This window comes from Streptomyces sp. NPDC001502 (assembly GCF_042894785.1).
GTDB lineage: Bacteria > Actinomycetota > Actinomycetes > Streptomycetales > Streptomycetaceae > Streptomyces > Streptomyces kutzneri.
The window spans coordinates 1-26,917 of record NZ_JBIAVW010000014.1; the positions used below are offsets into that span (position 1 = coordinate 1).

A 26,917-nucleotide genomic window follows, 5' to 3' on the forward strand; every position below is an offset into this window, starting at 1 on the left:
CAAACCCAGCCCCGCCGACCGACTGACCACGCCCCCGGCCAGGCGGCCAAACCCAGCCCCGCCGGCGTTTGAGGCGCGGCCACCGGGCCGCACCACAAGCGCACCGCCCGGCCAGGGCAACGGCAGGGGACAATGGGTCGGTGATTGAGATCGTGGTGGTTGTCCTCGGCGCCGTGGGGGCCGGGTGGCTGCTGCGGCGCAAGCATCGTGCGCGGACGGCCGCCGGGCCCGTGCCCGGGATTCCCTGCATGGTGCGGATTCCGGCCGGGGAGGGCCGGTGGCGGGCCGGCCGGGTGTACGGGGACCAGGGCGTGGCCCGGTGGGTTCCGGCGCGCGGGGAGGCCGTCGTATTGCCCGGCGGGCGGGCCATCGGGGTGCGGGTGCCCTCCGTGAAGGAGGGGATCTCCATCAACCCCGGCTCGCGGATCGTCACTTGTACCTACGAAGGCGGTGGGAGCATCGAGATCGCCGTCATGCCGTTGGATGTGCGGGAGCTGCTGGAAGCCGTTCCGCAGGCCTAGACCATCCGGCGGCGCCGGTCGGCCACCGCGGCGTACGCGAGGGCGAGGGCGGCGGCGATCGCCACGAGGCGGGTGGCGGCCCAGGTCCATCCGGTGCTCAGGACCGGATGCGCCGCGCGCCCCACCGTGCCGTCGGCGAGATGTCCGGCGCTCCTGCGGCCTTGCGGAGCGCGACCGGCAACCGTCTGCAATGAGTGGTCGCCGACGCGGAGGCCTCAGTTGTTGAGTTCCGCCAGGACGCGAAGGGTGTGGGGGTCCGGGGCCGTCAGGAGGAGGTCGGTCACCGGGCCCTTGCGCCAGAGGTCCAGGCGTTCGGCGATCCGTTCCCGGGGGCCGATGAGCGAGATCTCGTCGGCGAACTCGTCCGGTACGGCCAGGACCGCCTCCTCCTTGCGGCCCGCGAGGAACAGCTCCTGGATGCGGCGGGCCTCCTCCTCGTAGCCCATGCGGGCCATCAGGTCGGCGTGGAAGTTGCGGGCCGCGTGGCCCATGCCGCCGATGTAGAAGCCGAGCATCGCCTTGACCGGGAGCAGTCCCTCCGCGACGTCGTCGCAGACCTTGGCGCGGGCCATCGGCGCGATCATGAAGCCCTCGGGGAGGTCGGTGAGGGAGGCCTGGTAGACGTCGGTGCGGGTCGGGGACCAGTACAGGGGGAGCCAGCCGTCCGCGATCCGGGTGGTCTGGGCGATGTTCTTCGGGCCCTCCGCGCCGAGGAGGATCGGCAGGTCCGCGCGGAGCGGGTGGGTGATCGGCTTCAGGGGTTTGCCGATGCCGGTGCCGTCGGCGCCCCGGTACGGGTGGCTGTGGAAGCGGCCGTCGAGCTCCACCGGGGCCTCGCGGCGCAGCACCTGGCGGACGACGTCCACGTACTCGCGGGTGGCCGTGAGCGGGCTGGAGGGGAAGGGGCGCCCGTACCAGCCCTCGACGACCTGGGGCCCGGACAGGCCGAGGCCGAGCATCATCCGGCCGCCGGAGAGGTGGTCCAGGGTCAGGGCGTGCATGGCCGTGGCGGTCGGGGTGCGGGCGGCCATCTGCGCGATGGCCGTGCCGAGGCGGATCCGCGAGGTGTGCGCGGCGATCCAGGTCAGCGGGGTGAAGGCGTCCGAGCCCCAGGCTTCGGCGGTCCACACCGAGTGGTAGCCGAGGTTCTCGGCCTCGGTGGCGAGGTCGAGGTGGGCGGGGGCGGGGCCGCGGCCCCAGTAGCCGAGTGCGAGTCCGAGGCGCATCTGCGGTCCCTTCAGAATCTGACGAGGCGTCAGGTGACTGTAGGGCAACGGCCCCCCGCCCGGAAGGGCGGGGGGCCGTCGGCCTCGGTCGGTCCGGGTGGCGGTCAGCCGCGCTGGATGCCCGAGGTGTCGTTCAGCACGCCGCGGCGGCCGTCCTGGGTCTGCGCGATCAGAGTGGCCGCGCCACGCTGCTCGACGGCCAGGTACCAGGTGCCCGGGGCGAGTTCGGCGATCGGGGTCGGGGAGCCGTCCTCCCCGTAGAGGGGACGGGCCACCGGCACCGCGAACCAGAACGGCGTGAAGTCCGCCGCCGGGGCCGGGGCCGGCGTGTGCTGGGAGTCCTGCGGACCGGGACCCGGGGTCGGGTTCGGCGTGCCGCCGTACGGCGGGACCGGCTGCGGCGTGGAACCGTACGGGGTCTGCTGCCCGCCCGGGTAGCCGTACCCGGCACCCGGCTGGGGCTGGCCCGGCTGGCCCGCGTACGGCGGGACGGCGGCGGGGCGCGGTTCCGGAACGAGCTGGCCGGCGAGCGCCGGGATCTTCGCACCGGCGATGGCCACACCGGCCAGGGCCAGCGTGGCCAGGAGGGCGAGGATGGAGCCCGCGCCCAGGTCGAGCACGTCCGGGCAGGCGATGAGCGCCCACAGCGACGACCAGGCGGCGGAGACCGCGAGCACGGTGCCCCACGCCGTCAGCGGCAGGCCGGCCAGCTTGCGCTCCGGCTGGAAGCGGGACGCGATCAGCAGGCCGGCGGCGATGAAGCCGAGCAGGAAGATGCTGGGGAGCGTCAGATGGTTGGAGTCAAGGTCCCACACGCTCGGCCGGTCGATACCGGTGGCGGAGTAGAAATCGAGGAACGAGGCGATGAACAGCAGCGCCGCTGCTCCGATCACCACGCCGTCGCCTCGAGTGAGGGAGCGGATGTTCACGTCTCAGGTGTCCTTCTCGGTCTCGGTCGTCGTCTCGTGGTGCCACGGTCGCAGAACGTGTCTGCAGCAGGGCGGGCTGCACCATGGTACGGAGGTTTCCGACGGCCGAGATGATCGGGTCGGCGGGTGGTCCCGCCGGACTCCCGAGAGGGACTACCCGCCGAGGAAGCCGACGATGCCGTCCGCGATGCCCTGAGCCGCCTTCTGCCGCCACTCCGGACTCGTCAGCTGCGCCGCGTCCTTGGCGTCACGCATGTTTCCGCATTCGATGAACACCTTGGGCTGAGTTGACAGGTTCAGTCCTCCGAGATCGTCACGGACGACCAAACCGGTACCGCTGCCCAGGTAGTTGGCGGGGGCGGAGCCGGTGGTGCGGGCGAAGTTCCCGGCGATCCGCTCGCCCAGCTCCCGGGACGGTCCGACGATCTTCGCGGTGTCCGCGGCGCCGCCCTTGACCTTGGCCGGGAGGATGATGTGGAAGCCGCGGTTGCCCGCCGAGACCCCGTCGGCGTGGACGGACACGACGGCGTCGGCCTTCGCCTCGTTGCCGATGCGGGCGCGCTCGGTGATGCAGGGCCCCCAGGGGCGGTCGGCCTGGTGGGTGAGGACGACCTTGGCCCCCTGGGCCTCCAGCGCGGTCCGCAGGCGCCGGGAGACGTCGAGGGTGAAGTCCGCCTCCTTGTAGCCGGCGTTGGTGGTCGTGCCGGTGGTGTCGCACTCCTTGCGGCCCGTGCCGATGTCGACCTGCTGGTCGATCTCGTCGGTGTGCTCGAAGTTTCCGGCGTTGTGGCCGGGGTCGACGACCACGGTCCGGCCGGTGAGCGGGCCCTTGGCGGGTGCGGGTGCGGGCGCGGCCGCGGTGGTGCTCTGACTGGCACTGGGGCTCGTACTCGCGCCCTCGTCGGCGGCGGAACCCGGCTTCGCGTCCCGCTGGCCCGGCGACAGGGCCGAGTGCGAGGAGGACATCGGCGCCGAGCGGGACGGCCCGTCGGACCCCGGCCCGGCGAACGCCTGGGTCAGGACCCAGCCCGCCAGAGCGGCCGGGGCGAGCGCGGCAACCCCGACGACGAGCGTGGAGCGTCGGGTGAACCAGGACCGGTCCGGGTCGATGGAGGAGCCGGACTCGGGGGGCGGGGGGCTGTTGTCGTTGCGCACGCCGCGATGCTAGACCCGGCTCCCGGCGCCCGTCCGGACCGTAGGCCATCCGAAGGCGTGGTGCGATTGTCTGCCTGGCGTTCATCAGGCCAGATGACTGGCCTGGTGAACGCGCCCGGCAGCCGTCAGATGCCCGCTCCCGTGCGCCGCAGCACGCGCAGCGAGTCGGTGACGGAGATCTCCTCGAACGCGCCGGAGGCCAGCGCCCGCAGATAGATCCGGTACGGGGCCTGGCCGCCGTCGGCCGGGTCCGGGAAGACGTCGTGGATGACGAGCGTGCCGCCCTCCGCGACGTGCGGGGCCCAGCCCTCGTAGTCGCCGCTCGCGTGCTCGTCCGTGTGGCCGCCGTCGATGAAGACGAAGCCGAGCTTGCCGCCCCAGGCGGCCGCGACCTGCGGGGACCGGCCGACGATCGCGATCACGTGGTCCTCCAGCCCGGCCTTGTGCAGGGTCCGGCGGAAGGTCGGCAGGGTGTCCATCAGCCCGACCTCCGGGTCCACGACCGTCGGGTCGTGGTACTCCCAGCCCGGCTGCTGCTCCTCGCTGCCCCGGTGGTGGTCGACGGTGATCGCCGCCACGCCGGCCTCACGGGCGGCGTCGGCGAGCAGGATGGTGGAGCGGCCGCAGTACGTGCCGACCTCCAGCAGCGGCAGCCCGAGCGCCCCGGCCGCGGTGGCCGCCTCGTACAGGGCGAGGCCCTCGCGTACGGGCATGAACCCCTTGGCGGCCTCGAAGGCGGCGAGGGTCTCCGGCTTGGGGGTGGCCATGGTTCCTCCGGCGGTGATCGTGTGTGGCGGCCCATGGTGCCCTACCCGCTGGTAGGACGCTACGGCCGGGGTGCGCTCGTACGCCGCCGCCCGGTCAGCGGCCGAACAGCCGGGACAGGCCGCCCGGCCCGCCCGTCCCCTCGGTCCGCCGCTGTTCCCGTACGGCACGCCGGAAGTCCGCCCGGGTGTCGGAGACCTCCTGGGCCAACTCCTGCATGCCGGGGAGGAAAGGGAGCCGGCGCAGCAACGGGTTCATGTGCGCCAGGGCGGCCGCCGGATCGCCCGCCTCGCCGATGGTGCGGAGCACCCGGTGGGCCACTTCCGGACTGCCGCGCTCGGCGAGTTCGGCGAGGTTCGGGAAGAGCCGCCAGTACAGGAGCGCGGCGCCGGCGATGTCGCCGACCAGCCAGGCGTCGTGGGCCAGCCTGCGCCGCACGTCCAGCAGGACCGGGCTGTCGGCGGTCAGGGCCCATTCCAGGTCGGGCAGCAGCGGCCCCAGCCAGGCGCGCTCGCTCAGCGCGCGCTCCCGGCTGCGCGCGTCCCACTGGCCGTCACGGGCGTGGGCGCCCCGGTGCATGGCCGACGCGAGGTGGTAGCGGGCAGTCAGCGTGACCAGGGCGTGCGTGCCGAACACCCGCGTCGCCTGCTCGACGATCTCGCGCAGCTCCTGCTCGCTCCGGCGGCCGTCCCCCGGACCGAAGGCCGCTGCCTCGCCGACCCAGGCGGCGCGGCCGGTGATCGTGTCCGGGTGCTCCAGGCCCAGGACCCGCACCATGCGCGGCAGCAGGCGTTCCAGATCGATCGTCCTGGACGGCCCCGGGACCCGCATCACGCGGTGGTAGGCGGCCCGCACCGTCAGGGCGTCCTGCGCGCCGAGCTCCTCGGTCAGGTCGTCGGTCAGCATGCGCAGCCGTTCCACGACGTCCGCCGGTTCGTCCTCCAGGAGCTGCGTCAGCCTGCGCTCCAGCATCGCGCGGACCGGATCGGCGGCCGCAGTGTGCACGGTGGGGGCGTACGACGGCGGGGGCGGGAAGGAGGCCGCCGGTGCCGGTGCCTGCGGTACGGGGGCCTCGCTCCGGGCGATCTCCGCCAGCCGCCGGGACACCTCGGCCGCGTCCGCGGGCCGGTCCGCCGGGTCCTTCGCGAGCAGCTCCAGTACGAGGGAGTCCAGTGCGGCCGGCAGCCCCGCCCGCAGCGAACTCGGCGCGGGCGGTGCGGTCGTGAGGTGCTGGGCGAGCAGCTCGTGCATCTCGCGCGCGGCGAAGGGGCGGGTGCCGGTCAGCAGTTCCGTCAGCACGCAGCCCAGGGCGTACAGGTCGGCCCGCCCGTCGACGGGCACGCCGTTCGCCCCGCCGGTCCACCGCTCGGGAGCCATGTACGGGAAGGAGCCGATGATCATGCCGGTGGCCGTCAGCCCCGTCGTGGTGGTGGCGGCGCCGGCGACGCCCCCGGCCTTGGCGATGCCGAAGTCGAGCACCTTCGTCAGCCCGCCGTCGGTGACCATCACGTTGGCCGGCTTGACGTCCCGGTGGACGATCCCGGCGGCGTGGGCCGCCCCCAGCGCGTCCGCGATGCGCCCGGCCCACTCCAGGGCGTCCGCGAGCGGCGGTACGCCGGCTTCCAGCACGTCGGCCAGGCTGCGGCCCCGGAGCAGCTCCATGACGAGGTAGACGGCGTCGCGCCCCTCGCGTTCGGTGCGGCCGAAGTCGTGGATGGTGGCGATGTTGGGGTGCGCGAGGTTCCCGGCGAGGCTGGCCTCCCGCTCGAAGCGGCGGGTGTCCTCCGGCGTCTGCGGATATCCGATCTTGACGGCGACCTGGCGGCCCACCCGGCTGTCCTCGGCCCGCCACACCTCGCCGAAGCCGCCCCGTCCGAGCAACTCGGCCAGCGCGTACCGGTCTTCGATCACTTCCCGCACCTGCCAGGCCCCCGTCACCGCAAGATCAGTTCGGCAGAGCATTATCGCCGCATACGCGCGGAGCGGCTGACGACCGCTTCTGACCGACCGTGACCGATCGCGTGATTCGCACCATCGGAGCGCAGTCGGCTGATTACGCTCGGCGACAGGGCGAAACGAACGCCGAACGCACAGCGTGAACTTGGGGGTGACCACCTCATGGTCAAGATCCGCGAGCTCGACCCCAGCGCCTCGCCGCTGGACTACTACGGCTACGAACTGCGGCGCCTGAGGGAACAGGCGGGCCTGAAGCAGGCGCAGTTGGGCGAGATCATCTTCTGTACGGGCTCCCTGATCGGCCAGATCGAGACGACGAAGCGCATCCCGACCCGGGACTTCTCGGAGCGGGTGGACGCGGCGCTGGGCACCGGCGGTCTGTTCTCGCGACTGGTGGGTCTGGTGCTGCGGAGTCAGCTGCCGACCTGGTTCCAGCCGTACGCGGAGATGGAGGCGCGGGCCTCGTACATTTCCTCATTCCAGGCACAGTTGGTGGACGGGCTGCTGCAGACGCCGGCCTACGCGCGGGCCGTGCTCGGCGCGCGGACCGAGGGGGACCTGGACGGGAAGGTGGCCGCGCGGATTGATCGGCAGCGGCCACTCGACCGCGAAGACCCGCCACTGATCTGGGTGGTGATGAGTGAGGCGGTGTTGCATCAGGAGATCGGTGGCCGCGAGGTCATGCGGAACCAGCTCGCCCACTTGCTGGCCCTGCAGAGGAGGGAGTGGGTGAAGGTACAGATCCTGCCGTTTGAGGTGGGTGCCCACGCGGGGGTGATGGGATCGTTCTGCCTTCTGCGGTTCGAGGGTGACCCCGACATCGTCTACACCGAGGACTTCGTGCAGGGCCATATGACGGCCAATCCGCAAGCTCTCAGGGAGGGTTCGCTCCGATACGATCATTTGCAGGCATCCGCCCTGTCCCTGGAGGGCTCGGCGGCACGGATCGCCCGCGTAATGGAGGAGCGTTATGGACACCATCCGGAACCTGACGGGCGCGCAGTGGCGTAAGTCCTCGTGCAGCGGGACCACTGGTGGCGACTGCGTCGAGTGTGCGCCGCTCGGTGACACCGGCTGGCTCAAGTCCTCGTACAGCGGTGACAACGGCGGCCAGTGCATCGAGATCGCCGCGCAGCCCTGCCGCGTCGCCGTCCGGGACTCCAAGAACCCCGAGGGCCCCGTATTCACCGTGCACCCCGCGGCGTTCGAAGCCTTCGTGAAGTCCGTCTCGGTATGATCCGCTCCCTGACGACGGGGAGGGAGTCGGGGGAATGGAGCGCGTAGGACCGGCCGGTCCGACGCACGTGGGGCCGTTCAAGGTGGCCGGCGTGCTCGGGCAGGGAGGCATGGGGCGGGTACTGCTGTGCACGGGGCCTGACGGGCGGCTCGTCGCCGTCAAGCAGGTGCTCGCGCACTTCGCCGACGACGAGGACTTCCGGGCCCGTTTCCGGCGCGAGGTCGCGGCCTCGCGCAAGGTCTCCGGTGCCTATACGGCGGCCGTCATGGACGCCGACCCGGACGCGCCGACACCGTGGCTGGCCTCGGTATTCGTGTCAGGGCCCTCGCTCGGGGCCGTGGTCAAGGCGGACGGTGTGCTGGAGGAAGCCGTCGTCCACCGGCTGGCGGCGGGGCTCGCGTCGGCGCTCGCGGAGATCCACCGGGCGGGGCTGATCCACCGGGACCTCAAGCCCGACAACGTGCTCCTCACCGAGGACGGCGTACGCGTCATCGACCTCGGCATCGCGCGGGCCACCGAGGGCGAGGTCGAGGGCGACGCCGGGCTGACGCGCACCGGCTGGGTGATCGGTTCGCCCTCCTTCATGTCGCCCGAGCAGGCCGAGAGCAAGCCGCTGACACCGGCCAGTGATGTGTTCTCGCTCGGTTCGATGCTGGTCATGGCGTTCACCGGCAGCAGCCCCTTCGCCGGGGCCTCGACCCTCCGGACGCTCTACGACGTGGTGCACTCCACCCCCGACCTGAGTGCGGTGCCCGACGGGCTGCGCGGGATCGTGGAGCGCTGCCTGGCCAAGGACCCGGCAGCCAGGCCCACCCCGGCGCAGCTGCTCGAACTCCTCGGGCCGGTCGCTCCGACAGGCCTGCAGTGGCCGCCCGCCGTGTACCGGATGCAGGCCGAGCAACGGGCGGACATCGACCGGCTGCTGTCCGTCGACACGGCGACCGTGGTGGCGCCGCCGGAACCGCTTCCCGTGCCGGAGCCGGAGCCGGATGAGGTGGTGGAGCGGGCGGCCGAGGTCTCGGAGTCCGCCCCGCCGACCGAGCCGGCGCCGGCCCCGCCCCGGAGGCGGTCGCGGACGGTGGCGCTGGTGGCCGCCGGAGTGCTGGTGGCGACGGGGGTCGGCGTGGGTGCGTACACCCTGGACCGTGCGGGGACGGAGGGCGCCGGTCCCGCGGCCTACGCCGACGTACCGGCCTGCCAGAAGGCCACCCAGTACATCCCCCTGACCGGGCGGGATGCCAAGGAGGACTTCCACAGCGCGAACAAGACCCAGGTGCAGACGACGTGCACCTGGTACGACTCCTCGGCCGGTCGGCGGACCGCGCTGGTCCGGTGGGACGTCAAGCGGGGCGGTGACGACGGGGCCAATGCGAGGCTCCAGCAGGCCGGATTCGCCACGGCCGCGGCCGGGGGGAAGCGGGTGAACAACCTCGGGTTCGGCGACGGGGCGTACTGGGAGCCCGACGGCACCACCGAGTGGACCTGCGCGCTCTCCGTCCGGCACGGCAATCTGGTCGTCTGGGTCGGCCTCTACCAACCCGGGGCGTGCGAGCAGAAGGCCAAGGAGGTCGCCAGGGCGGCGCTGAAGCCCGTGCCGGTCACATCCGGCTGAAGCCCGCCTACTGCTTCTCCTGCTGCCGTCGCACCATCTCGCCGATCCAGGCGGGCGCGAACGGAGACGTGCAGTTCGCAGGGGTCGGGTAGTCCTTGAGGACTTCCAGGCGCTCGCCGATGTCGATGGCACGGGCGCGGTGCTCGGGGTGCTCGATCCCGATCTGGGCCAGGCAGTGGTTCATCGCCCACTGCAGACGCTCCGGGGCGTCCTTCATCTCCGCCTCGATGGCATCGAGCAGCCCCGGTAGGTCGAGGCCGTCGGGTTTCTTCGCGACCCGCTCGGTGGTCAGCGCCCAGCCGGCGCTCGCGACCACCGGATCGGGATCCGCGAACCAGGCGAGGCGCAGTTCTTTGGAGTGCGGGCTCTTCTTCACGACGTAGTTCACGAGCCAGTCGTGCACCTTGGGGGTGCGGGCCTCGCGCAGCATGGTGTCCAGCTCGTCGCGCCCGAAGGCCTTCGGGCGGCAGATCAGCAGTGCCAGGAGCATCGCCGCGCTGTCGTCGGTCTTCCAGAGTTCGCGTGAGAGGTCCTGCTGCGTCTTGAGCCGCTTCGCGAGCGCGCGCAGCTTGCCGAGGTTCACGCCGTGAGCGTCACCGTGCCGCTCGTTCACCGCGCGCGTCTTCGGGTCCTCCAGCCCGGCCAGCTCGGCCATGACCTGCTCCACCGTCGCCCCGGTCGTCTCGGTCATCCTGGCCTCCTGTCCGTCGCGGATGAGTCCCGGCCAGCCTACGACCGCCTCCGAGACCTGCCGACCCGCCCGGCCTATTGACCGATCGCCGCCTTCGCGGCGGACATGGTTTTCTGTTTGGCGAGCAGCGGACCGGCCAAAGCGCCCGAATTGGACTTGATGAGGAACCGCTGGTATTCGCTTTCGGCGTCGGACCACACGCCGATCAGGTTCACCTTCTGCTTGCACAGGACGTCGGCGAGTGCCACTTCCTTCTCGTGGGGTCCGGGAGTTGCGGCACCGAATTCTTTGTCGTTGATCGCGGCGAGGGGGTCCGGGTAGGCGTGCCCGGATTCCTTCATGCAGTTCGACCATTCTCCGGTCGCCTTCACCACCGCGGGGGCCTTCTGCGACTTCGCGTAGCTTTCCATGTTGAGTTTATGGGGAAGGTTCAGGGCGTCCTGCAGCTCGACCTCGTGGAGTTCCCTCTGCACCTCTCCGATGCATCCGCCTTGCGGTACGGGTACGCCGTTGTATGTGGTCACCTCGCCCCGGACGAGCGGCATGACCGACGATGGATAGTCTTCGGCCCGTTTGTCCATGTCGGGCACGTGATATCCGTGTTCCTTCGCGAGCTCCGCGTCGGCCAGGCCGTAGCGCCGCTCGTTCGTTTCGATATCGGTGTTTCCCAGTGCTTTAGGGGTATATGGGGCGCCCAATCCGGTAAGGCACCGCTGCATGAGGGAATCGCGCCCGCGGGCGAGCGTGCCCGCGTCGTTCGTTGTCAGCAGGTAATCGTCCAGAGGCAGTGTGAGCGTCTTGCTGTCGGCGAGCCGGCGCGCCGCCGTCGGGCCTGGGCTTTCGCCAGGGCCGGCGGTGCCGGCCGTGCAGCCGGACAGGAGCGGCAGCAGGAGCACCGCCATACCGGCACACGCTCTGGAGGAAGGGGTGGTCACGTTCACTGGTTTCCTCTACAGGTGGCAAGGAAGGGTGCTCCGCAGCCGCGACGGCGGTTGCGGAACACCCTTTCCCCGGTTCAGGTGCCGGTGCTCAGCAGATCAGGTCCCTGACGGAAGCGTTGTTGTTGTACGTGTTCGCAAGGTTCCGGGACGAGTGAGCCGGAACGGTGTCGTACGGGCCGGCGTAGTTCGAGTTGTAGTAGACCCGGTAGCAGTAGTTCGAGGCGTTCTGGGTCGACGCGGCATTGTTCTTCACCGGCTCGCCCTCACCATTGGCCCACGTGGTGAATTCTTCCCCGGCGAGATTGGGTACATCCCCGTCCGTGAACCATCGGGCGCCGGCCTGGTTGGAGTTGTAGTAGAGACAGAAAAAGCCGGTCTGGCATGCATACGCGCTGGCCGGGGTGGCCATTCCGAGCGTGACAGCAGCTGAGGCAACCAGGAGTGCCAGGGTCCGCTTCATGCGCATGGTTCATCCCCCTACGTAGTGGCGTGTTCTCGCCGGCGCCAAATCGGGCGCCACGAAGGGGAGTCACTTCCCGAAAGCGGCACGCTCGGACCCAGGCCGGCCGTGTCCACGCCGACTATAGTGAACGGCACTTGGGTACTCAACAGCCTGTATATAAGACCGAGTTGAGGTGAAGTGGGCTCGGTGGACCCGCCGACTGCGGGTGTACTCAGATGTGCAACTCGGGCGGGAAGCCGGTCCAGCGCAGTTCGGCCGGCAGGTGCCGCGTGTCGTTGGAGCAAAGGACGGACGCGGGCCGGCCGGGCGCGTACCGGATGACCGTCAGGGCGGCATTGGCGTGGTTGAGGCCGAGCCAGCGCCATTTCGGCGCGTGCATGGCGTCCCGGACGAGCCAGGCGACCAGGAAGTTGTGGGTGACGACCAGTTCGTGCCGGTCCTCCGTGCCGTCCGCCGGCCCGGTGAACAGGTCCATCGCCCGGCGGGTCAGCGCGGGTCCGTTATCCAGCTCCCCGGCGCTCGCACCGGCGAGGAAGTCGAGGTAGTAGTCGGCTGATTCCGCCGGGAGTTCCTCCCTCTCCGGCAGGTAGGGGACGTAGTCGCCGGCGGCGTCCGAAAGGTGCAGGGGAACGTTCGTCAGCTGGTCGCCGATCAGGCGTGCCGTCTGCTGCGCCCGGGGCAGCGGTCCATGGTGGACGGCCGCGAGGGGGACGTCGCGCAGGCGCCGGCCGAGCAGCACGGCCTGCCGGCGGCCTGCCTCGGTGAGCCCGCTCTCGTCCGGTGACGCCTCGCCGTGCCGGGCGAGATAGAGGTATCGGGTGGCTGTGCCGGTCATTCCAGACTCCTTCGAACCCGTAATCGATCTTGTCCATCGATGGACGCCGCCCCTTCCGGCGCCGGTTCCCGCCCCCGGCCCCTGAATGACCCGTCATCTGACCTTCCGTCAGATTGGAACGTGTTCTAGTCTGCCGCGCATGGGCATCGGAATCACGCAGGAGCAGCGCGAGTTGGCCGAGGCGGTGCGCGGGTGGGTCGCGCGGGCCGTGCCTCCCGAGGAGGTCCGCAAGCTGCTCGACACCCCGCCGCAGACCGGGGCGCGGCCCGCCTACTGGGACGCACTGACCGCGCAGGGGCTGCTCGACCCGCACCTGGACGGCGGCACCCTGCTCGACCTGGCCGTCGTCGTGGAGGAGGCGGCCCGGGCCGCGCTGCCCGGGGCGTACCTGCCGAGCGCGCTGGCCTCCGTACTGCTGGAGCGGGCCGGCGCCGAGCCGCTCGAAGGCCGGGTCGGAGCGGTCGCGCTCGGGCCGGGGACCCTGACCGCCATCGCCGTCGAGGGCGGCGGCCACCTGCTCGACGGACTCGCCCCGCCCGTCCTCGGCGCCGGGGAGGCCGACCTGGTCCTGCTCGCCGCCGAGGCCGCCCACGGCACCCGCTGGTTCGCCGTGGACGCCGCCGCGCTGGACATCCGTACGCACGACAGCGCCGACCCCACCCGCCCCACCGCCGAGGTGCGGGCGCGCGGGGTCGTCACCGCCCCGGACCGGCTGCTGGCGCTGGACGCGGCCCTGGTCCGCGACCTGGCCTGCACGCTCTTCGCCGCCGACGCCTGCGGCACCGCAGCCTGGGCGCTGCACACGGCCGCCGAGTACGCGAAGGTGCGCGAGCAGTTCGGCCGGCCCATCGGGCAGTTCCAGGGCGTCAAGCACCTGTGCGCCGACATGCTGGTCCGGCTGGAACAGGCCCGGGCGCTGGCCTGGGACGCCGCGCAGGCGATGGACGAGCCCGCCGGCGTGCGCGCGCTGGTCGCCGCCCTCGCCGCCGGGACCGCCCTGGACGCCGCCTACTCCTGCGCCAAGGACTGCATCCAGGTCCTCGGCGGCATCGGCTTCACCTGGGAGCACGACGCCCACATCTACCTGCGGCGGGCGCTGGTCGCCCGCCAGCTGCTGGGGCCCGGCGACGGCCACCGGGTACGGGCCGTGCGGTGCGCGGCGGGCGGTGCGCGGCGCGAGCTGCGCCTGGAGCTGCCGGTGCAGGCCGAGACGTACCGCGCGAAGGCCCGTACCGCCATCGAGGACGCGCGCGGGCTCGCCCCGGCCGCCGCCCGGCGGATCCTCGCCCCCACCGGCTACGCGGCGCCCTACCTGCCGCCGCCCTACGGGATCGGCGCGGGCCCCGTCGAGCAGCTCGTCGTCCAGCAGGAGCTGAGCGCGGCCGGCGTGAAGGTCGCCGACCTCGGGATCGCCACCTGGGTGGTGCCCTCGCTGCTCGCCTACGGGACGCCCGCCCAGCGGGAGGCCTACGTCGCGGCGACCCTGCGCGGCGACGTCACCTGGTGCCAGCTCTTCTCGGAGCCGGGCGCGGGCTCCGACCTGGCCTCGCTGCGGACCCGGGCGGAACGCGGGGAGGACGGCTCCTGGAAGGTCAACGGCCAGAAGGTGTGGACGAGTTCCGCGCACAGCGCCGACTTCGGGATCCTGCTCGCCCGCACCGACCCCGACGCGCCCAAGCACAAGGGCCTCGGCTACTTCGTCGTCGACATGAAGAACACCCCCGGCATCGACGTCCGGCCGCTGAAGGAGATCACCGGCGAGGCCCTCTTCAACGAGGTGTACTTCGACGACGTGGAACTCCCGGCGGACGCGCTGGTCGGCGCGGCGGACGGCGGCTGGAAGGTGGCCCGCAACACCCTCGGCAACGAACGCGTCCACATGGCCGACCAGATGACCTTCGACACCGGCCTGGAGGCGCTCCTCGCGCGCGCCGCCGACCTCGACGGCACCTACCGGGCGCGGATCGGCGCACTCGCCGCCGAGGCACACGCCCTGGCCTGCATCGGGCTGCGCACCACGCTCCAGCAGGTGTCGGGGCTGGAGCCCGGCGCGGGCGCCTCCGTACGCAAGCTCGTCCAGACCCCGCACCAGCAGCGGACCGCCGAGCTCGCGCTCGAACTGCTGGGGCCGGCGGGCGCGGTGCGGGAGGGGGCGGGGGAGCGGGCGGTGCACGGGATGCTCATGTCCCGCTGCCTGACCATCGCCGGGGGCACCACGCAGGTCCAGCTCAATGTCGTCGCCGAGCGGATCCTCGGCCTACCCAGGGACTAGGAGTTGTCGGGCATGAAGTCGTACATCGTGGGCGTCGGCATGACGAAGTTCGAGAAGCCGGAGTCGCGGGACTGGCAGTACTGGGACATGGTGAGGGAGGCCGGATCGGCGGCGCTCGCGGACGCGGGCATCGACTACGGACTGGTCGAACAGGTCCCGGTGGGCTACTGCTTCCAGGCCTCCACCGCCGGCCAGCGGGCGGCGTACGAGCTGGGGCTCTCCGGGGTGCCGGTCTACAACGTCAACAACAACTGCGCGACGGGCTCGACCGCGCTGATGATGGCGCGGCAGTTCGTGCAGGGCGGGATCAGCGACTGCGTGCTGGCGCTGGGCTTCGAGAAGATGAAGCGCGGCGCGCTGGGCGGGGGCGCGGACGGAGGGGACTTCAAGACCTCGCCGGTGGCCCGGCACTACGGGATCATGGCGGCGGGCCACGGCTTCGAGATGTCCCCGCCCACGGCGCAGATCTTCGGCAACGCGGCGCGGGAGCACATGGAGCGGTACGGGACCACGGCCGCGCAGCTCGCGGCGGTCGGCGCGAAGAACCACCGGCACTCGGCGAACAACCCGAACGCGCAGTTCCAGGACGTGTACTCGGTCGAGGAGATCCTGGCGGCGAAGGAGATCCACGCGCCGCTGACCAAGCTCCAGTGCTCGCCGACCTCGGACGGCGCGGCGGCGGCGCTGGTGGTGTCCGAGCGGTTCCTGGTGCGGCACGGGCTGCACGACAAGGCGGTGGAGATCGTCGGCCAGTCGATGACGACGGACACCGAGGCCTCCTTCGCCTCGGGCTCGTGCATCGACGTGGTCGGCAAGCCGATGACGGCGGCGGCGGCCCGGCAGGCGTACGAGGCCTCGGGGCTCGGCATCGAGGACGTGGACGTGGTGGAGCTGCACGACTGCTTCTCGGTCAACGAGCTGCTGACGTACGAGGCGCTGGGCATGTGCGAGGACGGCGCCGCCGGGAAACTGGTGGAGTCGGGCGCGACGACGTACGGCGGGCGGTGGGTGGTGAACCCCTCCGGCGGGCTCATCTCCAAGGGGCATCCGCTGGGGGCGACGGGGCTGGCGCAGGCCGCGGAGCTGGTGTGGCAGTTGCGCGGCGAGGCCGGTCCGCGGCAGGTCGAGGGGGCGAGGGTGGGGCTGGCGCACAACATCGGCCTGGGCGGCGCGGCGGTGGTGACGCTGCTGCGGAGGTAGCGGGCCGGGCGGAGCCGGAGGTAGCGGGCCGGGCGGGGCCGCCGCTCCAGGGGCTCCGTGGAACCCGTTTTCGGCCATGGGGGCGGAGCGCTAGGCTCCGCTCCCGTGAGCGAGATACGTGAGGCGTCCTTCAGCGCCACCGGCAGCCTGACCAGGGACGAGTACGACGAGGCCGCCAGGGCGGCGGGGCTGTTCCGGCGGGGCCGGGCGGTGGCCGCCATCAGCACGGTCCTCCTCGCCGCGGCGAGCGTGACGCTGTCGTCCGGCGGTCTCACCGTGCACCCCGTCCCCCTCGGGATCGCGGTGGCGTACGGCCTCGTCGTGCTGCTGCTCCTCCCGCGGTGGGTGGTGGGCCGGGGCTTCCGCAGCGGCAGGGCCGCCGAGGAGAAGCGGGTCGTGGTGGACGGTACGGGCATCGAGGTGTTCCGCGGCGGGGAGTCGCAGCGGATGGTGTGGGACGAGGTGCGCTACTACCACGAGACGCCCCGGCTGCACGTGTTCGTGGGCCGCTCGGGCCGCCGGGCGTGTCTCGTGGCGCTGCCCAAGCGGCTGTTCACCGCCCCGGGCGAGAGCGAGCTCCTCGCCGCCTTCGGGCACGAGCAGGCCGGCGACGGCTCGTAGCGCCCCCGGCCCTGCCCGCCCCGGTCAGAGCTTTTCGATGTCCTTGTGCACCACGTCGGAGCCGGGGTGGTCGGCGTACAGGCGCACCTTGAGCGGGTGGCCGACCGGCGCCTTGATGATCCGGTCGGGGTGCTCCTCCAGGCCGGTGCCGTTGCAGGAGGGCTCGCTGGTCAGGTTGGACCAGCCGTTCACGTCGTGCGGGTCGTTCCACGACACCCAGGCGCAGTCGCGCTCGCCGCTGGTGACGTGCACCGAGACGATCCTGACCGCGTTCACCTCGCCGTCGAGGCGCTCGTAGAACACCGTCCCGATGTTGTGGTGGAGGCCTTTGCCGGCCTCCAGGTCGACCTGGAGGACCGGGCCGGCCGGGGTGTCGGCAGCGGCCGGGGCCGCGCCTCCTGCGAGGGTCGCGACCACGAGGGCGGCGGTGGCGGACAGGGCGGATACGCGCATGGTTTCTGCCTCCACGAAGCTGGGTTGAGGGGGTCTCATCCTGGTCCAGCCGGTGGATGCGCGCTGCGGCGGAATCCGTCAATCGGTGGCCGGGACGGCACGGTTGCGTCCCTGCCGGGCCCGCGCGTGCCCCGCCGGGCGCCGCCCGGACCCCGCCCGGACCCCGCGCCTCAAACGCCGGCGGGGCTGAAAGAGCCGGGGCTCCGCCCCGGACCCCGTGCCTCAAATGCCGGCGGGGCTGGAGCTGGCGGGCGCTGCCCGGACCCTGCGCCTCAATGCCGGCGGGGCTGGAACTGGCGGCGCTGCCCGGGCCCCGTGCCTCAAATGCCGGCGGGGCTGGAACTGGCCGGCTTCAGTTCGCAGCGGCCGTCCGTGCACTCCCGTTGCAGGCGGCCCCGGGAGAGTGTCTGGGCCAGTCCGATCGCCCAGCACATCGGGCAGCCTCGCAGGGCCAGCAAGCCGAGCGGGGCGAGGGCCAGGGTGGCCGGTCCGTAGCGCGGGAGGAGGGCGAAGGCGCCGATCAGGGCGCCGATGCCGACCGCGCCGCGGAGCAGGTGCCGGGGCAGGGAGGAGCTCGCGAAGTCGGGGCCGTCAGTGAGTGACATCGTCGCCTCCAGGGGGCGGGTACAGGGTGTGCCGAAGGGCCGCGCGGGCCCGGTGCAGCCGTGATTTCATCGCGGCGGGGCTGAGCCCGAGCGCGTCCGCCGCCATCCGCCCGCTGTAGCCCTGGATGTCCCGCATGATCAGCACCCGCCGCTGGTCGGCGGGGAGGGCGGCGATCGCCCGCGCCACCCGGGCAGCCTCCAGGTGTTCCAGTACCTCGTCCTCGGCCGACATCACGGCGGAGTCGGGCAGCGGGGCGCGCTCGCGCGGCATCAGCCGGGCCCGGCGCATGCACTCGTTGCGGACGATGCGGAACATCCACGAGGCCAGGGCGCCGGAAGCGCGCAGCATGCCGATCCTCCGGTAGAGGATGATCAGCGCCTCCTGGGCCGCGTCCTCGGCGTCCTCGGGGGAGGCGCACAGCGAGTACGCGAACCTCCGCACGTTCGGGTGCGATCCGGAGACCAGCGCGGTGACGGCATCGAGGTCCCCGCCCTGCGCGGCGAGGATCAGCGGCTCGGCGGGCCAGGTCGACTCAGCCACGGGAGCGGCTCCGTCGGCGCACCACGAGGACGGTGCACGTGCAGAGCAGGAGCAGTACGGCGCCGACGGCGACAGCAGTGATCACGACAACCTCCAGGTCAGGTGCCGAACCTCTGCGTCGGCACATGCATAAGAGGCGTGGGAGCCGCAAAAGGATTCACCGGTGCGCGCGGGGCTTCACCGGACTTCATCGGGCTCCACCTGCGTTCACCCCAGCGCCGGGTCCACCACCGTCTCGCCCGTCGAGGCGCGCCGGACGCAGTCTGCCAGGTCCGCGACCGGGCCGTCCCGCAGCACCAGCCCCACCGCGCCCGCGGCGAGGGCGGCCTCCGCGAGGCCGGGGTGCGCCGAGCCCGTCAGGACGAGCACCCGGCACTCCGGGTCGTCGGCCAGCAGGGCGGTCACGGCCGCGAGCTCCTCCACCAGGGCCACCGCGGGCCGTGCCATGGGGTCCCGGACGATCTCGATGTCCGGCTGGAGGCCGAGCTGGAGCGCCAGGGCCGGATTCGGCGGCTCCAGCAGGACGCGCAGGGCGCGGACCTCACGGTGATCAACAGGCATTTCGTCCACGCGGGCAGCGTATTGCCCCGCCTTCCGGCGGGCACGCAACACGCCCCGCACGCAGCGGATCTGACGTGAAGTCAAGAGTCTTCCCATGTGCGGGGGCGTGCGTTATACATTCCCTCACCGGCCGGGCCTAGAACGCGTTCTAGAACCGGCCCCCGCATACGACCTCGGTGCGGCCGACGGTGCGGACGGCCGCACCGAGGTCTTCCACGGCCCCGGTTCTCCAACGACAGGGAGCAGCATCCCCATGCCGATCGATGCCGCCAAGGCTCTCGCCGCCGACCCCCGCCTGGGGGACATCGGCTGGGACCACAAGGACATCCAGCTCTACCACCTCGGCCTCGGCGCGGGCCGGCCGGCCACCGACCCGGACGAGCTGCGCTACACCCTCGAATCCAAGCTCCACGTGCTGCCCAGCTTCGCGACCGTCGCAGGCGCCGGCATGGCCATGCTGGGCGGCCTCGCCGCACCCGGGATCGACGTCAACCTCGCCGCCGTCCTGCACGGCGGCCACTCCATCGAGCTCCACCGGCCCATCCCCGTCAAGGGGCGGGCCACCTCCCGCTCGAAGGTCGCCGCCGTCTACGACAAGGGCAAGGCGGCCGTGATCGTGCTGCGCTCGGAGGTCGCGGACGCCGACGGGCCGCTGTGGACGAGCGACGCGCAGATCTTCGTACGGGGGGAGGGCGGCTTCGGCGGTGAGCGCGGGCCCTCGGCCAAGGAGGAGCTCCCCGGGCGCGCGCCCGACCGTACCGAGGAGCGGCACATCCGTGAGGACCAGGCGCTCCTCTACCGCCTCTCCGGCGACTGGAACCCGCTGCACGCCGACCCCGAGTTCGCCAAGACGGCCGGCTTCGACCAGCCGATCCTGCACGGCCTGTGCTCGTACGGGATGACCCTCAAGGCCGTCGTCGACACGGCCCTGGGCGGGGACGTCTCCCGGGTCCGGGCCTACCGCACGCGCTTCGCCGGGATCGTCTTCCCGGGCGAGACGCTGCGCATCCGGATGTGGCAGGAGCCCGGCCGGGTTTTGGTGTCGGTGACCGCCGCCGAACGGGACGACGCACCGGTCCTCGCCGACACCGTCGTCGAATACGCCTAGGGGTTTCTTGCCCCCTAACGCCCGACCACACAAGGAGCCGCACCGTGCGCGCAGCACTGCAGAGCGAGATCGGCCAGGACAAGCTTGAGGTCGTCGACGACATGGAGGCCGTCGGCCTCGGCCCCGGCAAGGTGAAGATCCGGATCAAGGCCACCGGCCTGTGCCACTCCGACCTCTCCGCGATGAGCGGCGTCCTGCCGCAGCCCGCCCCCTTCATCCCGGGCCACGAGGGCTCCGGGGTGATCTCCGACGTAGGTGACGGGGTCACCACCCTCAAGCAGGGCGACCGGGTTCTCGTCTGCTGGCTGCCGCCGTGCGGCCACTGTCCGTCCTGCAAGCGCGGCCAGGGCCACCTGTGCCTGGCGAGCCTGGTCAACGCGGGCACCCCCAACTTCCGCCGCGCGGGCGGCGACATCTTCGGCTTCGCCGCGACCGGCACCTTCGCCGAGGAGCTCGTGGTCGACGCCGCGTGCGCCGTCCCGATCCCCGACGACGTGCCCTTCGACATCGCCGCGCTCATCGGCTGCGGTGTCACCACCGGCCTCGGCGCCGCCATCAACACCGCCAAGGTGGAGGCCGGATCCTCGGTGGCCGTCATCGGCTGCGGCGGCGTCGGCATCTCCGTCATCCAGGGCGCCAAGGTCCAGGGCGCCGCCCAGATCATCGCCGTCGACCCGGTGGAATCGCGGCGCGAGGCGGCCCTGCGGTTCGGGGCCACCGAGGCCGTGGGCCCGGAGGCCTTCGACGACGCCAAGAACCGGATCACCGGCGGCGAGGGCTTCGACTACGTCTTCGAGGTCGTCGGGAAGTCCGCCACCGCGCAGACCGCCTACAAGATGACCCGCCGCGGCGGCAGCGTGGTGATCGTCGGCGCGGGCGCACTGGACGACAACTTCCAGATCGACATGTTCTCGCTCTTCTTCGACGAGAAGAAGATCCTGCCGTCGATGTACGGCGGCGGGGACGTGCTCCGCTCCTACGAGCGCACCATCGCGCTGTGGCGGGCCGGCCGGGTGGACCTGGCGAGCCTGATCACGCACCGGGTGCAGCTCGCCGAGATCAACGACGCGCTCGACCAGATGCGTACGGGCGTCGCCCTGCGCACCTGCATCGAACTCTGACCGGCTCGCTCTGAGAGGAACGCTACGGATGTCACTCCCACTTGAGGGGCTCTCCGCCATCGTCACGGGTGCGGGCCGCGGGCTCGGCCGGGCCGAGGCGATCGAGCTCGCGCGGCTCGGCGCGAGCGTGGTCGTCAACGACTTCGGCCAGCCGGGCCGGGACGGTTCCGGGGAGGCCTCGGCCGCCCCGGCGGAGGAGGTCGCCGCGGAGATCCGCGCCGCGGGCGGCCGGGCGGTGGCGCACCTGGGCGACGTGGCCGACTTCGAGCAGGCGCGGGAACTGGTCGAGCTGGCGGTGTCCAGCTTCGGGAAGCTGGACATCCTGGTCAACAACGCGGGCATCCTGCGCGACCGGATGGTCTTCTCGATGTCGGAGGAGGAGTGGGACTCGGTGATCCGGGTCCACCTCAAGGGCCACTTCAACACCACCCACTTCGCGTCCGTGCACTGGCGCGAGCGTTCCAAGGCGGCGGGCGGCCCGGTCTACGGCCGGATCGTCAACACCTCCTCCGAGGCCTTCCTCGGCGGCTCGGCCGGCCAGCCGAACTACGCGGCGGCCAAGGGCGGCATCGTGGGCCTGACCACCTCGACCGCGCTCGCGCTCGCGAAGTACGGGGTGACGGCCAACGCCATCTGCCCGCGCGCCCGTACCCGCATGACCGAGGACGTCTTCGCCGGCTTCGAGGTCCCGGAGGAGGGCAAGCTGGACGCCCTCGCCCCCGAGCACGTCGCACCCCTCGTCGGCTACCTGGCCTCGCCCGCCTCCGCCAAGGCCAACGGCCAGCTGTTCGTCGTGCACGGCGGCATCGTGGTCGTCATGGAGCGCCCGAAGGTGGCCGCCAAGTTCGACACGGCCAAGGAGTCCTTCTCCTACGAGGAGCTCGACGAGCTCCTGACCCCGCACTACGAGGCCCGGCCGGCGAACGAGACCTTCGCCGCGACCGAGGTACTGGGCCTCAAGCACGCCTAGGAAGCGGCTGCCCGCGCCCTCCACCCTCCGCCCCCCCGTCCCTATCGCCCCGCCAGCGGTGCCTGCTGGAGGGGGACCGGGCGGGGGGCGGTCGGCGTGGGCGGATCCAGGACCACCGGCGGGGGAGGGGAGGCCGGCAGGTTCAGGCCGAGGATCCCGCAGGGCACCTCGGGCGTCGCGTACGGGAGGTGCAGGCGGCCCTGCGGGCTCCACAGGCCGGTCCCGCCGAGCCAGCCCGCCGGGGCGCCGAGCCGGAAGACGTGCCGGTCGGCGGGGCGCCACAGGCCGATGTCGCCCTCGGGCAGCCGCAGCGCCACCCCGCAGGTCTCCGGCATCAGGGCCTGGCCGGGCTGGACCGCGAACGGGCGGGCGTCCCCCAGACGGGCCAGGCACTCCGGGAAGCGGAGGGGCAGGGAGCTGCCCAGCACCCCCCAGCCGAGGCGCGGTTCGCCCGGTGCGTCGGAGCGGATCAGCAGCAGCCCGCTGTCCGGGTCGGCCAGCAGCAGCCGGTCGTCGCTGTCCTCGGTGATCTGCAGCAGCGGGGACACCTCGGTGCGCCCCAGGTCCACGGCGACGGCCTTGGTGGTGCCGTCCAGCTCGCGGTCCAGGGCCAGCAGCCGCCCCGCCCGGTCCAGCCAGACGCCGCCCGAGCACCGTCCCGGGATCCGGGCGACGGGCTGCGGCCCCGACGGGCCCCCGGCCACCTGCCAGACCGTGCTCACGGTGTCCTCCGTGGCCAGGGCGAAGGCGCCGGATCCGTCCGGACACGGCGGGAGCAGGCGGACCCGTACGCCCTCCCGCACGTCCACCCCGCCCAGCTGGAGCTCCCCGGTGCTCGGCCCGGCCTCGGCTCCCGTCGGGTAGAGCAGCGCGAAGGCGTGCCGCTCCGCCACCCGCCGGTGGATCAGCACCCGTCCGTCGGCCAGCGGCAGCACCTCGCTGTCCGCCTCCTCGGGCTGCGCGAGCGGCAGCGGTACCGCGTACGGCTCGGGCCCGGCAAGGGTCCAGCGCTCCGCGTAGAGCGCGTCGCCCTCGCCGGCCAGCCGGGCGGCGTACGACCCGTCCGCGGCGATGCCGAACGCGGCCGTGGTCGTCACTTCGATGGCACAGACGGTCATCCGTGGTCACCTCCGGGGGGAAGCTAATTTCCGGGCTTCCCGGCGAACAACACCACCAGCACCGCTTCACACATACGGGTGTCCGCGCGGCGATTCACGCGTGGTGGACGAGGCGGTTGTGCTGGGCGGCCTCCGAGCCGGGACGTTCCGCCGTGGAAGGGGCGACGGCCGACAGGTCTTCGGCGACCTGGAAGCCCGCCCGGGGCCCGCCGCCCGGGGCCCGCCGCCCGGGGCCCGCCTCCCGGCGCCCGGCCGGGAAGGTACGGGGACCGGATGTGCCCGCCCGGGCGGGCCGCGCGGTGCGCGGCGGTCCCTGCGGCTCCGCGGGCACGTGCCGGGGCCGGGCGGCAGGCGCAGGACGGAATCTTCCGGTTTGTCCGCCCCGGAGGGGAAGGGGCCCGTCCGGCAGGGCTGGCCTGACCGGGACGGGCGCCCCGGACGGTAGCCTTGGCCCGTGCCCCGTCTCTCTGAAGTCATCGCCGCGCTGGACGCTCTCTGGCCCCCCTCGCGGGCGGAGCAGTGGGATGCCGTCGGAACCGTCTGTGGGGACCCCGACGCCGAGGTCACCCGGGTCCTGTTCGCCGTGGACCCCGTCCAGGAGATCGCCGACGAGGCGGTCAAGCTGGGCGCCGACCTGATCGTCACCCACCACCCCCTCTACCTGCGGGGCACCACCACCGTCGAGGCCGGCACCTTCAAGGGCCGCGTCGTGCACACGCTGATCAAGAACGACATCGCGCTGCACGTCGCCCACACCAACGCCGACACCGCCGACCCGGGCGTCTCCGACGCCCTCGCCGGCGCCCTCGGCCTGCGGATCACCGGCCCGCTGGTGCCCGACCCGAGCGACCCGGAAGGCCGCCGGGGCCTCGGCCGGATCTGCGAAGTGGACCACCCCGAGACCCTGCGCGAGTTCGCCGCCCGCGCCGCGGCCTGGCTGCCGCCGACCGCCCAGGGCATCCGCGTGGCAGGCGACCCGGACGCGCCGGTCCACCGCGTCGCCGTCAGCGGCGGCTCCGGCGACAGCCTCTTCGAGCAGGTCCGCGCCTCCGGTGTGGACGTCTTCCTGACCGCCGACCTGCGCCACCACCCGGTGTCCGAGGCCCGCGAGGCGAGCCGCCCGCTCGCCCTCGTCGACGCCGCCCACTGGGCCACCGAGTGGCCCTGGTGCGAGCAGGCCGCAGCCCAGCTCGACGCGATCTCCGAGCGCCACGGCTGGGGCCTGCGTACCCACGTCTCGCGCACGGTCACCGACCCGTGGACGGCCCACGCGCCGTCCGTCACACCCCCTTCTATCTCTGGAGCCCCCAACTGAACGCCGAGCCCGCCGACCAGATCCGACTTCTCGACGTCCAGGCGCTGGACGTCCGGCTGTCTCAGCTCGCCCACAAGCGCAAGTCGCTGCCCGAGCACGCCGAGCTCGACTCGCTCACCAAGGACCTGGCGCAGCAGCGCGACCTGCTCGTCGCCGCCCAGACCCAGGCGAGCGACACCGCGCGCGAGCAGACCAAGGCGGAGCAGGACGTGGACCAGGTGCGCCAGCGCGCCGTCCGTGACCAGCAGCGGCTCGACTCGGGCGTGGGCATCTCGGCCCGGGACCTGGCGAACCTGCAGAGCGAGGTCGTCTCCCTCGCCAAGCGCCAGGGCGACCTGGAGGACGTGGTCCTGGAGGTCATGGAGCGTCTGGAGGGTGCGCAGGAGCGCGTCACCGGGCTGACCGAGCGCGTCTCGGCCCTGGAGACCAAGGCCGAGGACGCCACCGCGCGCCGTGACGCGGCGACCTCCGAGATCGACGCCGAGGTCGCGAAGATCACCAAGGACCGCGAGGTCATCGTCACGTCCATGCCCGCCGACCTGATGGCGCTGTACGAGAAGATCCGCGTCAAGCAGGGCGGGGTCGGCGCCGCGCGCCTCTACCAGCGCCGCTGCGAGGGCTGCCGGCTGGAGCTCGACATGGCCGAGGTCAACGAGATCAAGGCCGCGGCCCGCGACCAGGTCGTCCGTCACGAGAACTGCGGCCGCATCCTGGTCCGTACGGCCGACTCGGGCATCTGATGCCCCGGTTTGTCGTGGAGGCGGACGGCGGGTCCCGGGGCAACCCGGGGCCGGCCGGCTACGGCGCGGTGGTGCTCGACCCGGCGACGGGCGAGACGCTGGCGGAGCGTGCCGAGTACATCGGCATCGCGACGAACAACGTGGCCGAGTACAAGGGCCTGATCGCCGGGCTCGCGGCGGCCCGTGAGCTCGCCTCCGACGCGCAGGTCATGGTCCGGATGGACTCGAAGCTGGTCGTCGAGCAGATGTCGGGCCGCTGGAAGATCAAGCACCCGGACATGAAGCCGCTCGCGGCCGAGGCCGCGCGGATCCTGCCGCGCGCCCAGGTGACGTACGAGTGGATCCCGCGCGAGCAGAACAAGCACGCGGACCGGCTCGCGAACGAGGCCATGGACGCGGGCAAGCGCGGCAAGCAGTGGGAGCCGTCGGCGTCCACGGCCGCCCTCGACCACGGCGCGGCGCGTGCCCTGGCCACCCCGCCGGCGCCGGCGGGCCCGCCGACGGGCCCGCCGGGGGACGCGAAGAAGGGGGCCGCGGCCGCCCGCGCGGCCCTGGTCTCCGCCTCCGGAGCCGCGGCCACGTCGGCCCAGGAGCTCGCCGACACGCTGTTCGCCGACGCCGAGGCCCTGGCGGACGCGATCGAACCCTGCCTCGACGCCGATGCCCCGGCGGTCGCCGCGGGCAGTCACGGCTGGGGCCCGGACATGGGGGCACCGGCCACCCTCGTGCTGCTGCGGCACGGCGAGACCGCCCTCACCCCGCAGAAGCGCTTCTCGGGCAGCGGCGGCAGCGACCCCGAACTGTCCCCGGCCGGCCGCCGGCAGGCCGCCGCCGTGGCCGAGGCGCTCGCCGCCCGCGGCACCATCCAGACGGTCATCAGCTCCCCGCTGCTCCGCTGCCGTGAGACAGCCCAGGCGGTCGCGGACCGCCTCGGCCTCACCGTGACGGTCGAAGAGGGCCTGCGCGAGGTGGACTTCGGGGCATGGGAGGGACTGACCTTCGCCGAGGTGCAGCAGCGCTTCCCGGACGACCTCCAGGCCTGGCTGGACTCCCCGAAGGCGGCCCCCACGGGCGGCGGTGAGAGCTTCATGTCCGCCACCCGCCGGATCTCGGCCACCCGCGACCGCCTGCTGTCCGCCCACGCGGGCCGCACGGTCCTGCTGGTCACCCACGTGACCCCGGTCAAGATCCTGGTCCGCCTGGCCCTGGGAGCCCCGCCGGAAGCCCTGTTCCGCATGGAACTCTCGGCGGCCTCCCTCTCGGCGGTGGCCTACTACGCGGACGGCAACGCCTCGGTCCGCCTCCTGAACGACACGTCCCACCTGCGGTAGGCCGCCGCAGGGGGGCCGGGCGGGATCCGGACTCGGTGCCGTACCCCTGGCGGGGGGCCGGGCGGGATGCGGGCTCGGTGCCGTACCCCTGGCGGGGGGCCGGGCGGGATCCGTCGCGGTGCCGTACCCCTGGCGGGGGGCCGGGCGGGATCCGTCGCGGTGCGGGCGGTGCGCGGTGCCGCCGAGGGGTATCTCCTCGGCTCGGCGCGCGCGGGGAGTCACGGCCGTACCCGGTGGTCGCGCCTCGTCCTGCGGGGACACCCCTCACCGTCCCCGCTCCGTACTGTCGGAGCACGCCGTGGGGTGGGGACGCGGCGGAGTGTCCCCGCAGGACGAGCGCGCACCACCGAGTACAGCCGCGACATGCCGTACCGCGCGAGCCGAGGAGACACTCCGGCGGGGCACCGCCCCACCGCCCCACCGTCCTGCGGTCAGTAGCGGCCACCCCGGCGGGAGCCAAGCCGCACCACCGAGTACAGCCGCGACATGCCGTACCGCGCGAGCCGAGGAGACACTCCGGCGGGGCACCGCCCCACACCGCCCCACCGTCCTGCGGTCAGTAGCGGCCACCCCGGCGGGAGCCAAGCCGCACCACCGAGTACAGCCGCGACATGCCGTACCGCGCGAGCC

The 26,917-nt window shown here is 72.7% G+C and carries 28 protein-coding genes; 13 read left to right on the forward strand and 15 right to left on the reverse strand.

What is annotated here, in order from left to right; translation table 11 throughout:
- Positions 1 to 140 precede the first annotated feature (140 nt).
- On the forward strand, positions 141 to 521 hold the full coding sequence (locus ACFY0D_RS23810) for a hypothetical protein (RefSeq protein ID WP_390800088.1): 381 nt from the start codon (positions 141 to 143) through the stop codon (positions 519 to 521).
- Here ACFY0D_RS23810 and ACFY0D_RS23815 read toward each other — a convergent pair.
- The 6 genes from ACFY0D_RS23815 to ACFY0D_RS23840 form a co-directional block, all read right to left on the reverse strand.
- Positions 518 to 712, reverse strand: coding sequence for a hypothetical protein (locus ACFY0D_RS23815; protein ID WP_390800089.1), 195 nt, complete (start codon positions 710 to 712; stop codon positions 518 to 520). The two genes, ACFY0D_RS23810 and ACFY0D_RS23815, sit on opposite strands and share 4 nt — an antisense overlap.
- A gap of 24 nt (positions 713 to 736) precedes the next feature.
- On the reverse strand, positions 737 to 1,747 hold the full coding sequence (locus ACFY0D_RS23820) for an LLM class F420-dependent oxidoreductase (RefSeq protein ID WP_390800090.1): 1,011 nt from the start codon (positions 1,745 to 1,747) through the stop codon (positions 737 to 739).
- Between the two features lie 104 nt (positions 1,748 to 1,851).
- A complete protein-coding gene (locus tag ACFY0D_RS23825; RefSeq protein ID WP_390800091.1) occupies positions 1,852 to 2,676 on the reverse strand; it encodes a hypothetical protein in 825 nt (274 codons plus the stop codon).
- Positions 2,677 to 2,829: 153 nt separating this feature from the next.
- Entirely contained in the window at positions 2,830 to 3,831 is a 1,002-nt protein-coding gene (locus tag ACFY0D_RS23830; RefSeq protein WP_390800092.1) for an N-acetylmuramoyl-L-alanine amidase, read from the reverse strand.
- A 125-nt stretch (positions 3,832 to 3,956) separates the two neighbouring features.
- Positions 3,957 to 4,598, reverse strand: coding sequence for a class I SAM-dependent methyltransferase (locus ACFY0D_RS23835; protein ID WP_382536382.1), 642 nt, complete (start codon positions 4,596 to 4,598; stop codon positions 3,957 to 3,959).
- 94 nt (positions 4,599 to 4,692) lie between these two features.
- The gene (locus ACFY0D_RS23840; protein WP_390800093.1) at positions 4,693 to 6,507 is read right to left on the reverse strand and encodes a protein kinase; all 1,815 of its coding nucleotides are present in this window, start codon (positions 6,505 to 6,507) and stop codon (positions 4,693 to 4,695) included.
- A gap of 207 nt (positions 6,508 to 6,714) precedes the next feature.
- Between ACFY0D_RS23840 and ACFY0D_RS23845 the strand changes: the two genes are divergently transcribed.
- The 3 genes from ACFY0D_RS23845 to ACFY0D_RS23855 are packed head-to-tail and all read left to right on the forward strand — an operon-like array spanning position 6,715 to position 9,401.
- On the forward strand, positions 6,715 to 7,563 hold the full coding sequence (locus tag ACFY0D_RS23845; RefSeq protein WP_390800094.1) for a helix-turn-helix transcriptional regulator: 849 nt from the start codon (positions 6,715 to 6,717) through the stop codon (positions 7,561 to 7,563).
- Entirely contained in the window at positions 7,523 to 7,789 is a 267-nt protein-coding gene (locus ACFY0D_RS23850) for a DUF397 domain-containing protein (RefSeq protein WP_390800095.1), read from the forward strand. Before ACFY0D_RS23845 ends, ACFY0D_RS23850 begins: the two co-directional genes overlap by 41 nt.
- Before the next feature lie 34 nt (positions 7,790 to 7,823).
- Complete coding sequence (locus ACFY0D_RS23855) at positions 7,824 to 9,401, forward strand: serine/threonine-protein kinase (protein ID WP_390800096.1); 1,578 nt, start codon at positions 7,824 to 7,826, stop codon at positions 9,399 to 9,401.
- Between the two features lie 7 nt (positions 9,402 to 9,408).
- Here ACFY0D_RS23855 and ACFY0D_RS23860 read toward each other — a convergent pair whose 3' ends face one another.
- The 4 genes from ACFY0D_RS23860 to ACFY0D_RS23875 all read right to left on the reverse strand — a co-directional run bounded on the left by ACFY0D_RS23860 (position 9,409) and on the right by ACFY0D_RS23875 (position 12,331).
- Positions 9,409 to 10,092, reverse strand: coding sequence for a DNA alkylation repair protein (locus ACFY0D_RS23860; protein ID WP_390800097.1), 684 nt, complete (start codon positions 10,090 to 10,092; stop codon positions 9,409 to 9,411).
- Between the two features lie 74 nt (positions 10,093 to 10,166).
- The gene (locus tag ACFY0D_RS23865) at positions 10,167 to 11,027 is read right to left on the reverse strand and encodes a hypothetical protein (protein ID WP_390800098.1); all 861 of its coding nucleotides are present in this window, start codon (positions 11,025 to 11,027) and stop codon (positions 10,167 to 10,169) included.
- A gap of 94 nt (positions 11,028 to 11,121) precedes the next feature.
- Positions 11,122 to 11,493 (reverse strand): peptidase inhibitor family I36 protein, encoded by a 372-nt coding sequence (locus ACFY0D_RS23870; RefSeq protein ID WP_390800099.1) that lies wholly within the window; start codon positions 11,491 to 11,493, stop codon positions 11,122 to 11,124.
- Positions 11,494 to 11,707: 214 nt separating this feature from the next.
- Positions 11,708 to 12,331: a histidine phosphatase family protein gene (locus tag ACFY0D_RS23875; RefSeq protein WP_390800100.1), complete on the reverse strand. Its 624-nt coding sequence runs from the start codon at positions 12,329 to 12,331 to the stop codon at positions 11,708 to 11,710.
- Positions 12,332 to 12,470: 139 nt separating this feature from the next.
- Here ACFY0D_RS23875 and ACFY0D_RS23880 point away from each other — a divergent pair, with 139 nt between their 5' ends.
- From ACFY0D_RS23880 to ACFY0D_RS23890, 3 genes are all read left to right on the forward strand, one after another.
- The gene (locus ACFY0D_RS23880) at positions 12,471 to 14,603 is read left to right on the forward strand and encodes an acyl-CoA dehydrogenase (protein WP_390800101.1); all 2,133 of its coding nucleotides are present in this window, start codon (positions 12,471 to 12,473) and stop codon (positions 14,601 to 14,603) included.
- 12 nt (positions 14,604 to 14,615) lie between these two features.
- Positions 14,616 to 15,803: a lipid-transfer protein gene (locus ACFY0D_RS23885; protein WP_390800102.1), complete on the forward strand. Its 1,188-nt coding sequence runs from the start codon at positions 14,616 to 14,618 to the stop codon at positions 15,801 to 15,803.
- Positions 15,804 to 15,908: 105 nt separating this feature from the next.
- Positions 15,909 to 16,424 (forward strand): YcxB family protein, encoded by a 516-nt coding sequence (locus ACFY0D_RS23890; RefSeq protein WP_390800103.1) that lies wholly within the window; start codon positions 15,909 to 15,911, stop codon positions 16,422 to 16,424.
- A gap of 24 nt (positions 16,425 to 16,448) precedes the next feature.
- On the opposite strand, the gene ACFY0D_RS23895 is transcribed toward ACFY0D_RS23890, so the two are convergent.
- From ACFY0D_RS23895 to ACFY0D_RS23910, 4 genes are all read right to left on the reverse strand, one after another.
- Positions 16,449 to 16,877 (reverse strand): hypothetical protein, encoded by a 429-nt coding sequence (locus ACFY0D_RS23895; protein WP_390800104.1) that lies wholly within the window; start codon positions 16,875 to 16,877, stop codon positions 16,449 to 16,451.
- Between the two features lie 320 nt (positions 16,878 to 17,197).
- Positions 17,198 to 17,482, reverse strand: coding sequence for a hypothetical protein (locus ACFY0D_RS23900; protein WP_390800105.1), 285 nt, complete (start codon positions 17,480 to 17,482; stop codon positions 17,198 to 17,200).
- The gene (locus ACFY0D_RS23905; RefSeq protein WP_390800106.1) at positions 17,469 to 18,023 is read right to left on the reverse strand and encodes an RNA polymerase sigma factor; all 555 of its coding nucleotides are present in this window, start codon (positions 18,021 to 18,023) and stop codon (positions 17,469 to 17,471) included. Before ACFY0D_RS23905 ends, ACFY0D_RS23900 begins: the two co-directional genes overlap by 14 nt.
- A 207-nt stretch (positions 18,024 to 18,230) precedes the next feature.
- On the reverse strand, positions 18,231 to 18,584 hold the full coding sequence (locus ACFY0D_RS23910; RefSeq protein ID WP_390800252.1) for a DNA-binding response regulator: 354 nt from the start codon (positions 18,582 to 18,584) through the stop codon (positions 18,231 to 18,233).
- 253 nt (positions 18,585 to 18,837) lie between these two features.
- Between ACFY0D_RS23910 and ACFY0D_RS23915 the strand changes: the two genes are divergently transcribed.
- The 3 genes from ACFY0D_RS23915 to ACFY0D_RS23925 are packed head-to-tail and all read left to right on the forward strand — an operon-like array spanning position 18,838 to position 21,783.
- On the forward strand, positions 18,838 to 19,692 hold the full coding sequence (locus ACFY0D_RS23915; protein WP_390800107.1) for a MaoC/PaaZ C-terminal domain-containing protein: 855 nt from the start codon (positions 18,838 to 18,840) through the stop codon (positions 19,690 to 19,692).
- Between the two features lie 44 nt (positions 19,693 to 19,736).
- Positions 19,737 to 20,813 carry a Zn-dependent alcohol dehydrogenase gene (locus ACFY0D_RS23920; protein WP_373038984.1) on the forward strand — a complete coding sequence of 359 codons (1,077 nt, stop codon included), beginning with the start codon at positions 19,737 to 19,739 and terminating at the stop codon, positions 20,811 to 20,813.
- A gap of 28 nt (positions 20,814 to 20,841) precedes the next feature.
- Positions 20,842 to 21,783 carry a 3-oxoacyl-ACP reductase gene (locus ACFY0D_RS23925; protein ID WP_390800108.1) on the forward strand — a complete coding sequence of 314 codons (942 nt, stop codon included), beginning with the start codon at positions 20,842 to 20,844 and terminating at the stop codon, positions 21,781 to 21,783.
- A 41-nt stretch (positions 21,784 to 21,824) separates the two neighbouring features.
- Here ACFY0D_RS23925 and ACFY0D_RS23930 read toward each other — a convergent pair whose 3' ends face one another.
- Positions 21,825 to 22,901 carry a hypothetical protein gene (locus tag ACFY0D_RS23930; RefSeq protein ID WP_390800109.1) on the reverse strand — a complete coding sequence of 359 codons (1,077 nt, stop codon included), beginning with the start codon at positions 22,899 to 22,901 and terminating at the stop codon, positions 21,825 to 21,827.
- Positions 22,902 to 23,355: 454 nt separating this feature from the next.
- Between ACFY0D_RS23930 and ACFY0D_RS23935 the strand changes: the two genes are divergently transcribed.
- The 3 genes from ACFY0D_RS23935 to ACFY0D_RS23945 are packed head-to-tail and all read left to right on the forward strand — an operon-like array spanning position 23,356 to position 26,287.
- Positions 23,356 to 24,216 carry a Nif3-like dinuclear metal center hexameric protein gene (locus ACFY0D_RS23935; RefSeq protein ID WP_390800110.1) on the forward strand — a complete coding sequence of 287 codons (861 nt, stop codon included), beginning with the start codon at positions 23,356 to 23,358 and terminating at the stop codon, positions 24,214 to 24,216.
- Positions 24,213 to 24,956: a zinc ribbon domain-containing protein gene (locus ACFY0D_RS23940; protein WP_390800253.1), complete on the forward strand. Its 744-nt coding sequence runs from the start codon at positions 24,213 to 24,215 to the stop codon at positions 24,954 to 24,956. Before ACFY0D_RS23935 ends, ACFY0D_RS23940 begins: the two co-directional genes overlap by 4 nt.
- Entirely contained in the window at positions 24,956 to 26,287 is a 1,332-nt protein-coding gene (locus ACFY0D_RS23945; RefSeq protein ID WP_390800111.1) for a bifunctional RNase H/acid phosphatase, read from the forward strand. Before ACFY0D_RS23940 ends, ACFY0D_RS23945 begins: the two co-directional genes overlap by 1 nt.
- Positions 26,288 to 26,917 lie beyond the last annotated feature (630 nt).

Bases quoted from the DNA above. Each gene is read 5' to 3' on its own strand.
- ACFY0D_RS23820 (WP_390800090.1), bottom strand. From the start codon at position 1,747: ATGCGCCTCGGACTCGCACTCGGCTACTGGGGCCGCGGCCCCGCCCCC.
- ACFY0D_RS23835 (WP_382536382.1), bottom strand. From the start codon at position 4,598: ATGGCCACCCCCAAGCCGGAGACCCTCGCCGCCTTCGAGGCCGCCAAG.
- ACFY0D_RS23845 (WP_390800094.1), top strand. From the start codon at position 6,715: ATGGTCAAGATCCGCGAGCTCGACCCCAGCGCCTCGCCGCTGGACTAC.
- ACFY0D_RS23850 (WP_390800095.1), top strand. From the start codon at position 7,523: ATGGACACCATCCGGAACCTGACGGGCGCGCAGTGGCGTAAGTCCTCG.
- ACFY0D_RS23855 (WP_390800096.1), top strand. From the start codon at position 7,824: ATGGAGCGCGTAGGACCGGCCGGTCCGACGCACGTGGGGCCGTTCAAG.
- ACFY0D_RS23860 (WP_390800097.1), bottom strand. From the start codon at position 10,092: ATGACCGAGACGACCGGGGCGACGGTGGAGCAGGTCATGGCCGAGCTG.
- ACFY0D_RS23870 (WP_390800099.1), bottom strand. From the start codon at position 11,493: ATGAAGCGGACCCTGGCACTCCTGGTTGCCTCAGCTGCTGTCACGCTC.
- ACFY0D_RS23875 (WP_390800100.1), bottom strand. From the start codon at position 12,331: ATGACCGGCACAGCCACCCGATACCTCTATCTCGCCCGGCACGGCGAG.
- ACFY0D_RS23880 (WP_390800101.1), top strand. From the start codon at position 12,471: ATGGGCATCGGAATCACGCAGGAGCAGCGCGAGTTGGCCGAGGCGGTG.
- ACFY0D_RS23885 (WP_390800102.1), top strand. From the start codon at position 14,616: ATGAAGTCGTACATCGTGGGCGTCGGCATGACGAAGTTCGAGAAGCCG.
- ACFY0D_RS23895 (WP_390800104.1), bottom strand. From the start codon at position 16,877: ATGCGCGTATCCGCCCTGTCCGCCACCGCCGCCCTCGTGGTCGCGACC.
- ACFY0D_RS23900 (WP_390800105.1), bottom strand. From the start codon at position 17,482: ATGTCACTCACTGACGGCCCCGACTTCGCGAGCTCCTCCCTGCCCCGG.
- ACFY0D_RS23910 (WP_390800252.1), bottom strand. From the start codon at position 18,584: ATGCCTGTTGATCACCGTGAGGTCCGCGCCCTGCGCGTCCTGCTGGAG.
- ACFY0D_RS23915 (WP_390800107.1), top strand. From the start codon at position 18,838: ATGCCGATCGATGCCGCCAAGGCTCTCGCCGCCGACCCCCGCCTGGGG.
- ACFY0D_RS23925 (WP_390800108.1), top strand. From the start codon at position 20,842: ATGTCACTCCCACTTGAGGGGCTCTCCGCCATCGTCACGGGTGCGGGC.
- ACFY0D_RS23930 (WP_390800109.1), bottom strand. From the start codon at position 22,901: ATGACCGTCTGTGCCATCGAAGTGACGACCACGGCCGCGTTCGGCATC.
- ACFY0D_RS23945 (WP_390800111.1), top strand. From the start codon at position 24,956: ATGCCCCGGTTTGTCGTGGAGGCGGACGGCGGGTCCCGGGGCAACCCG.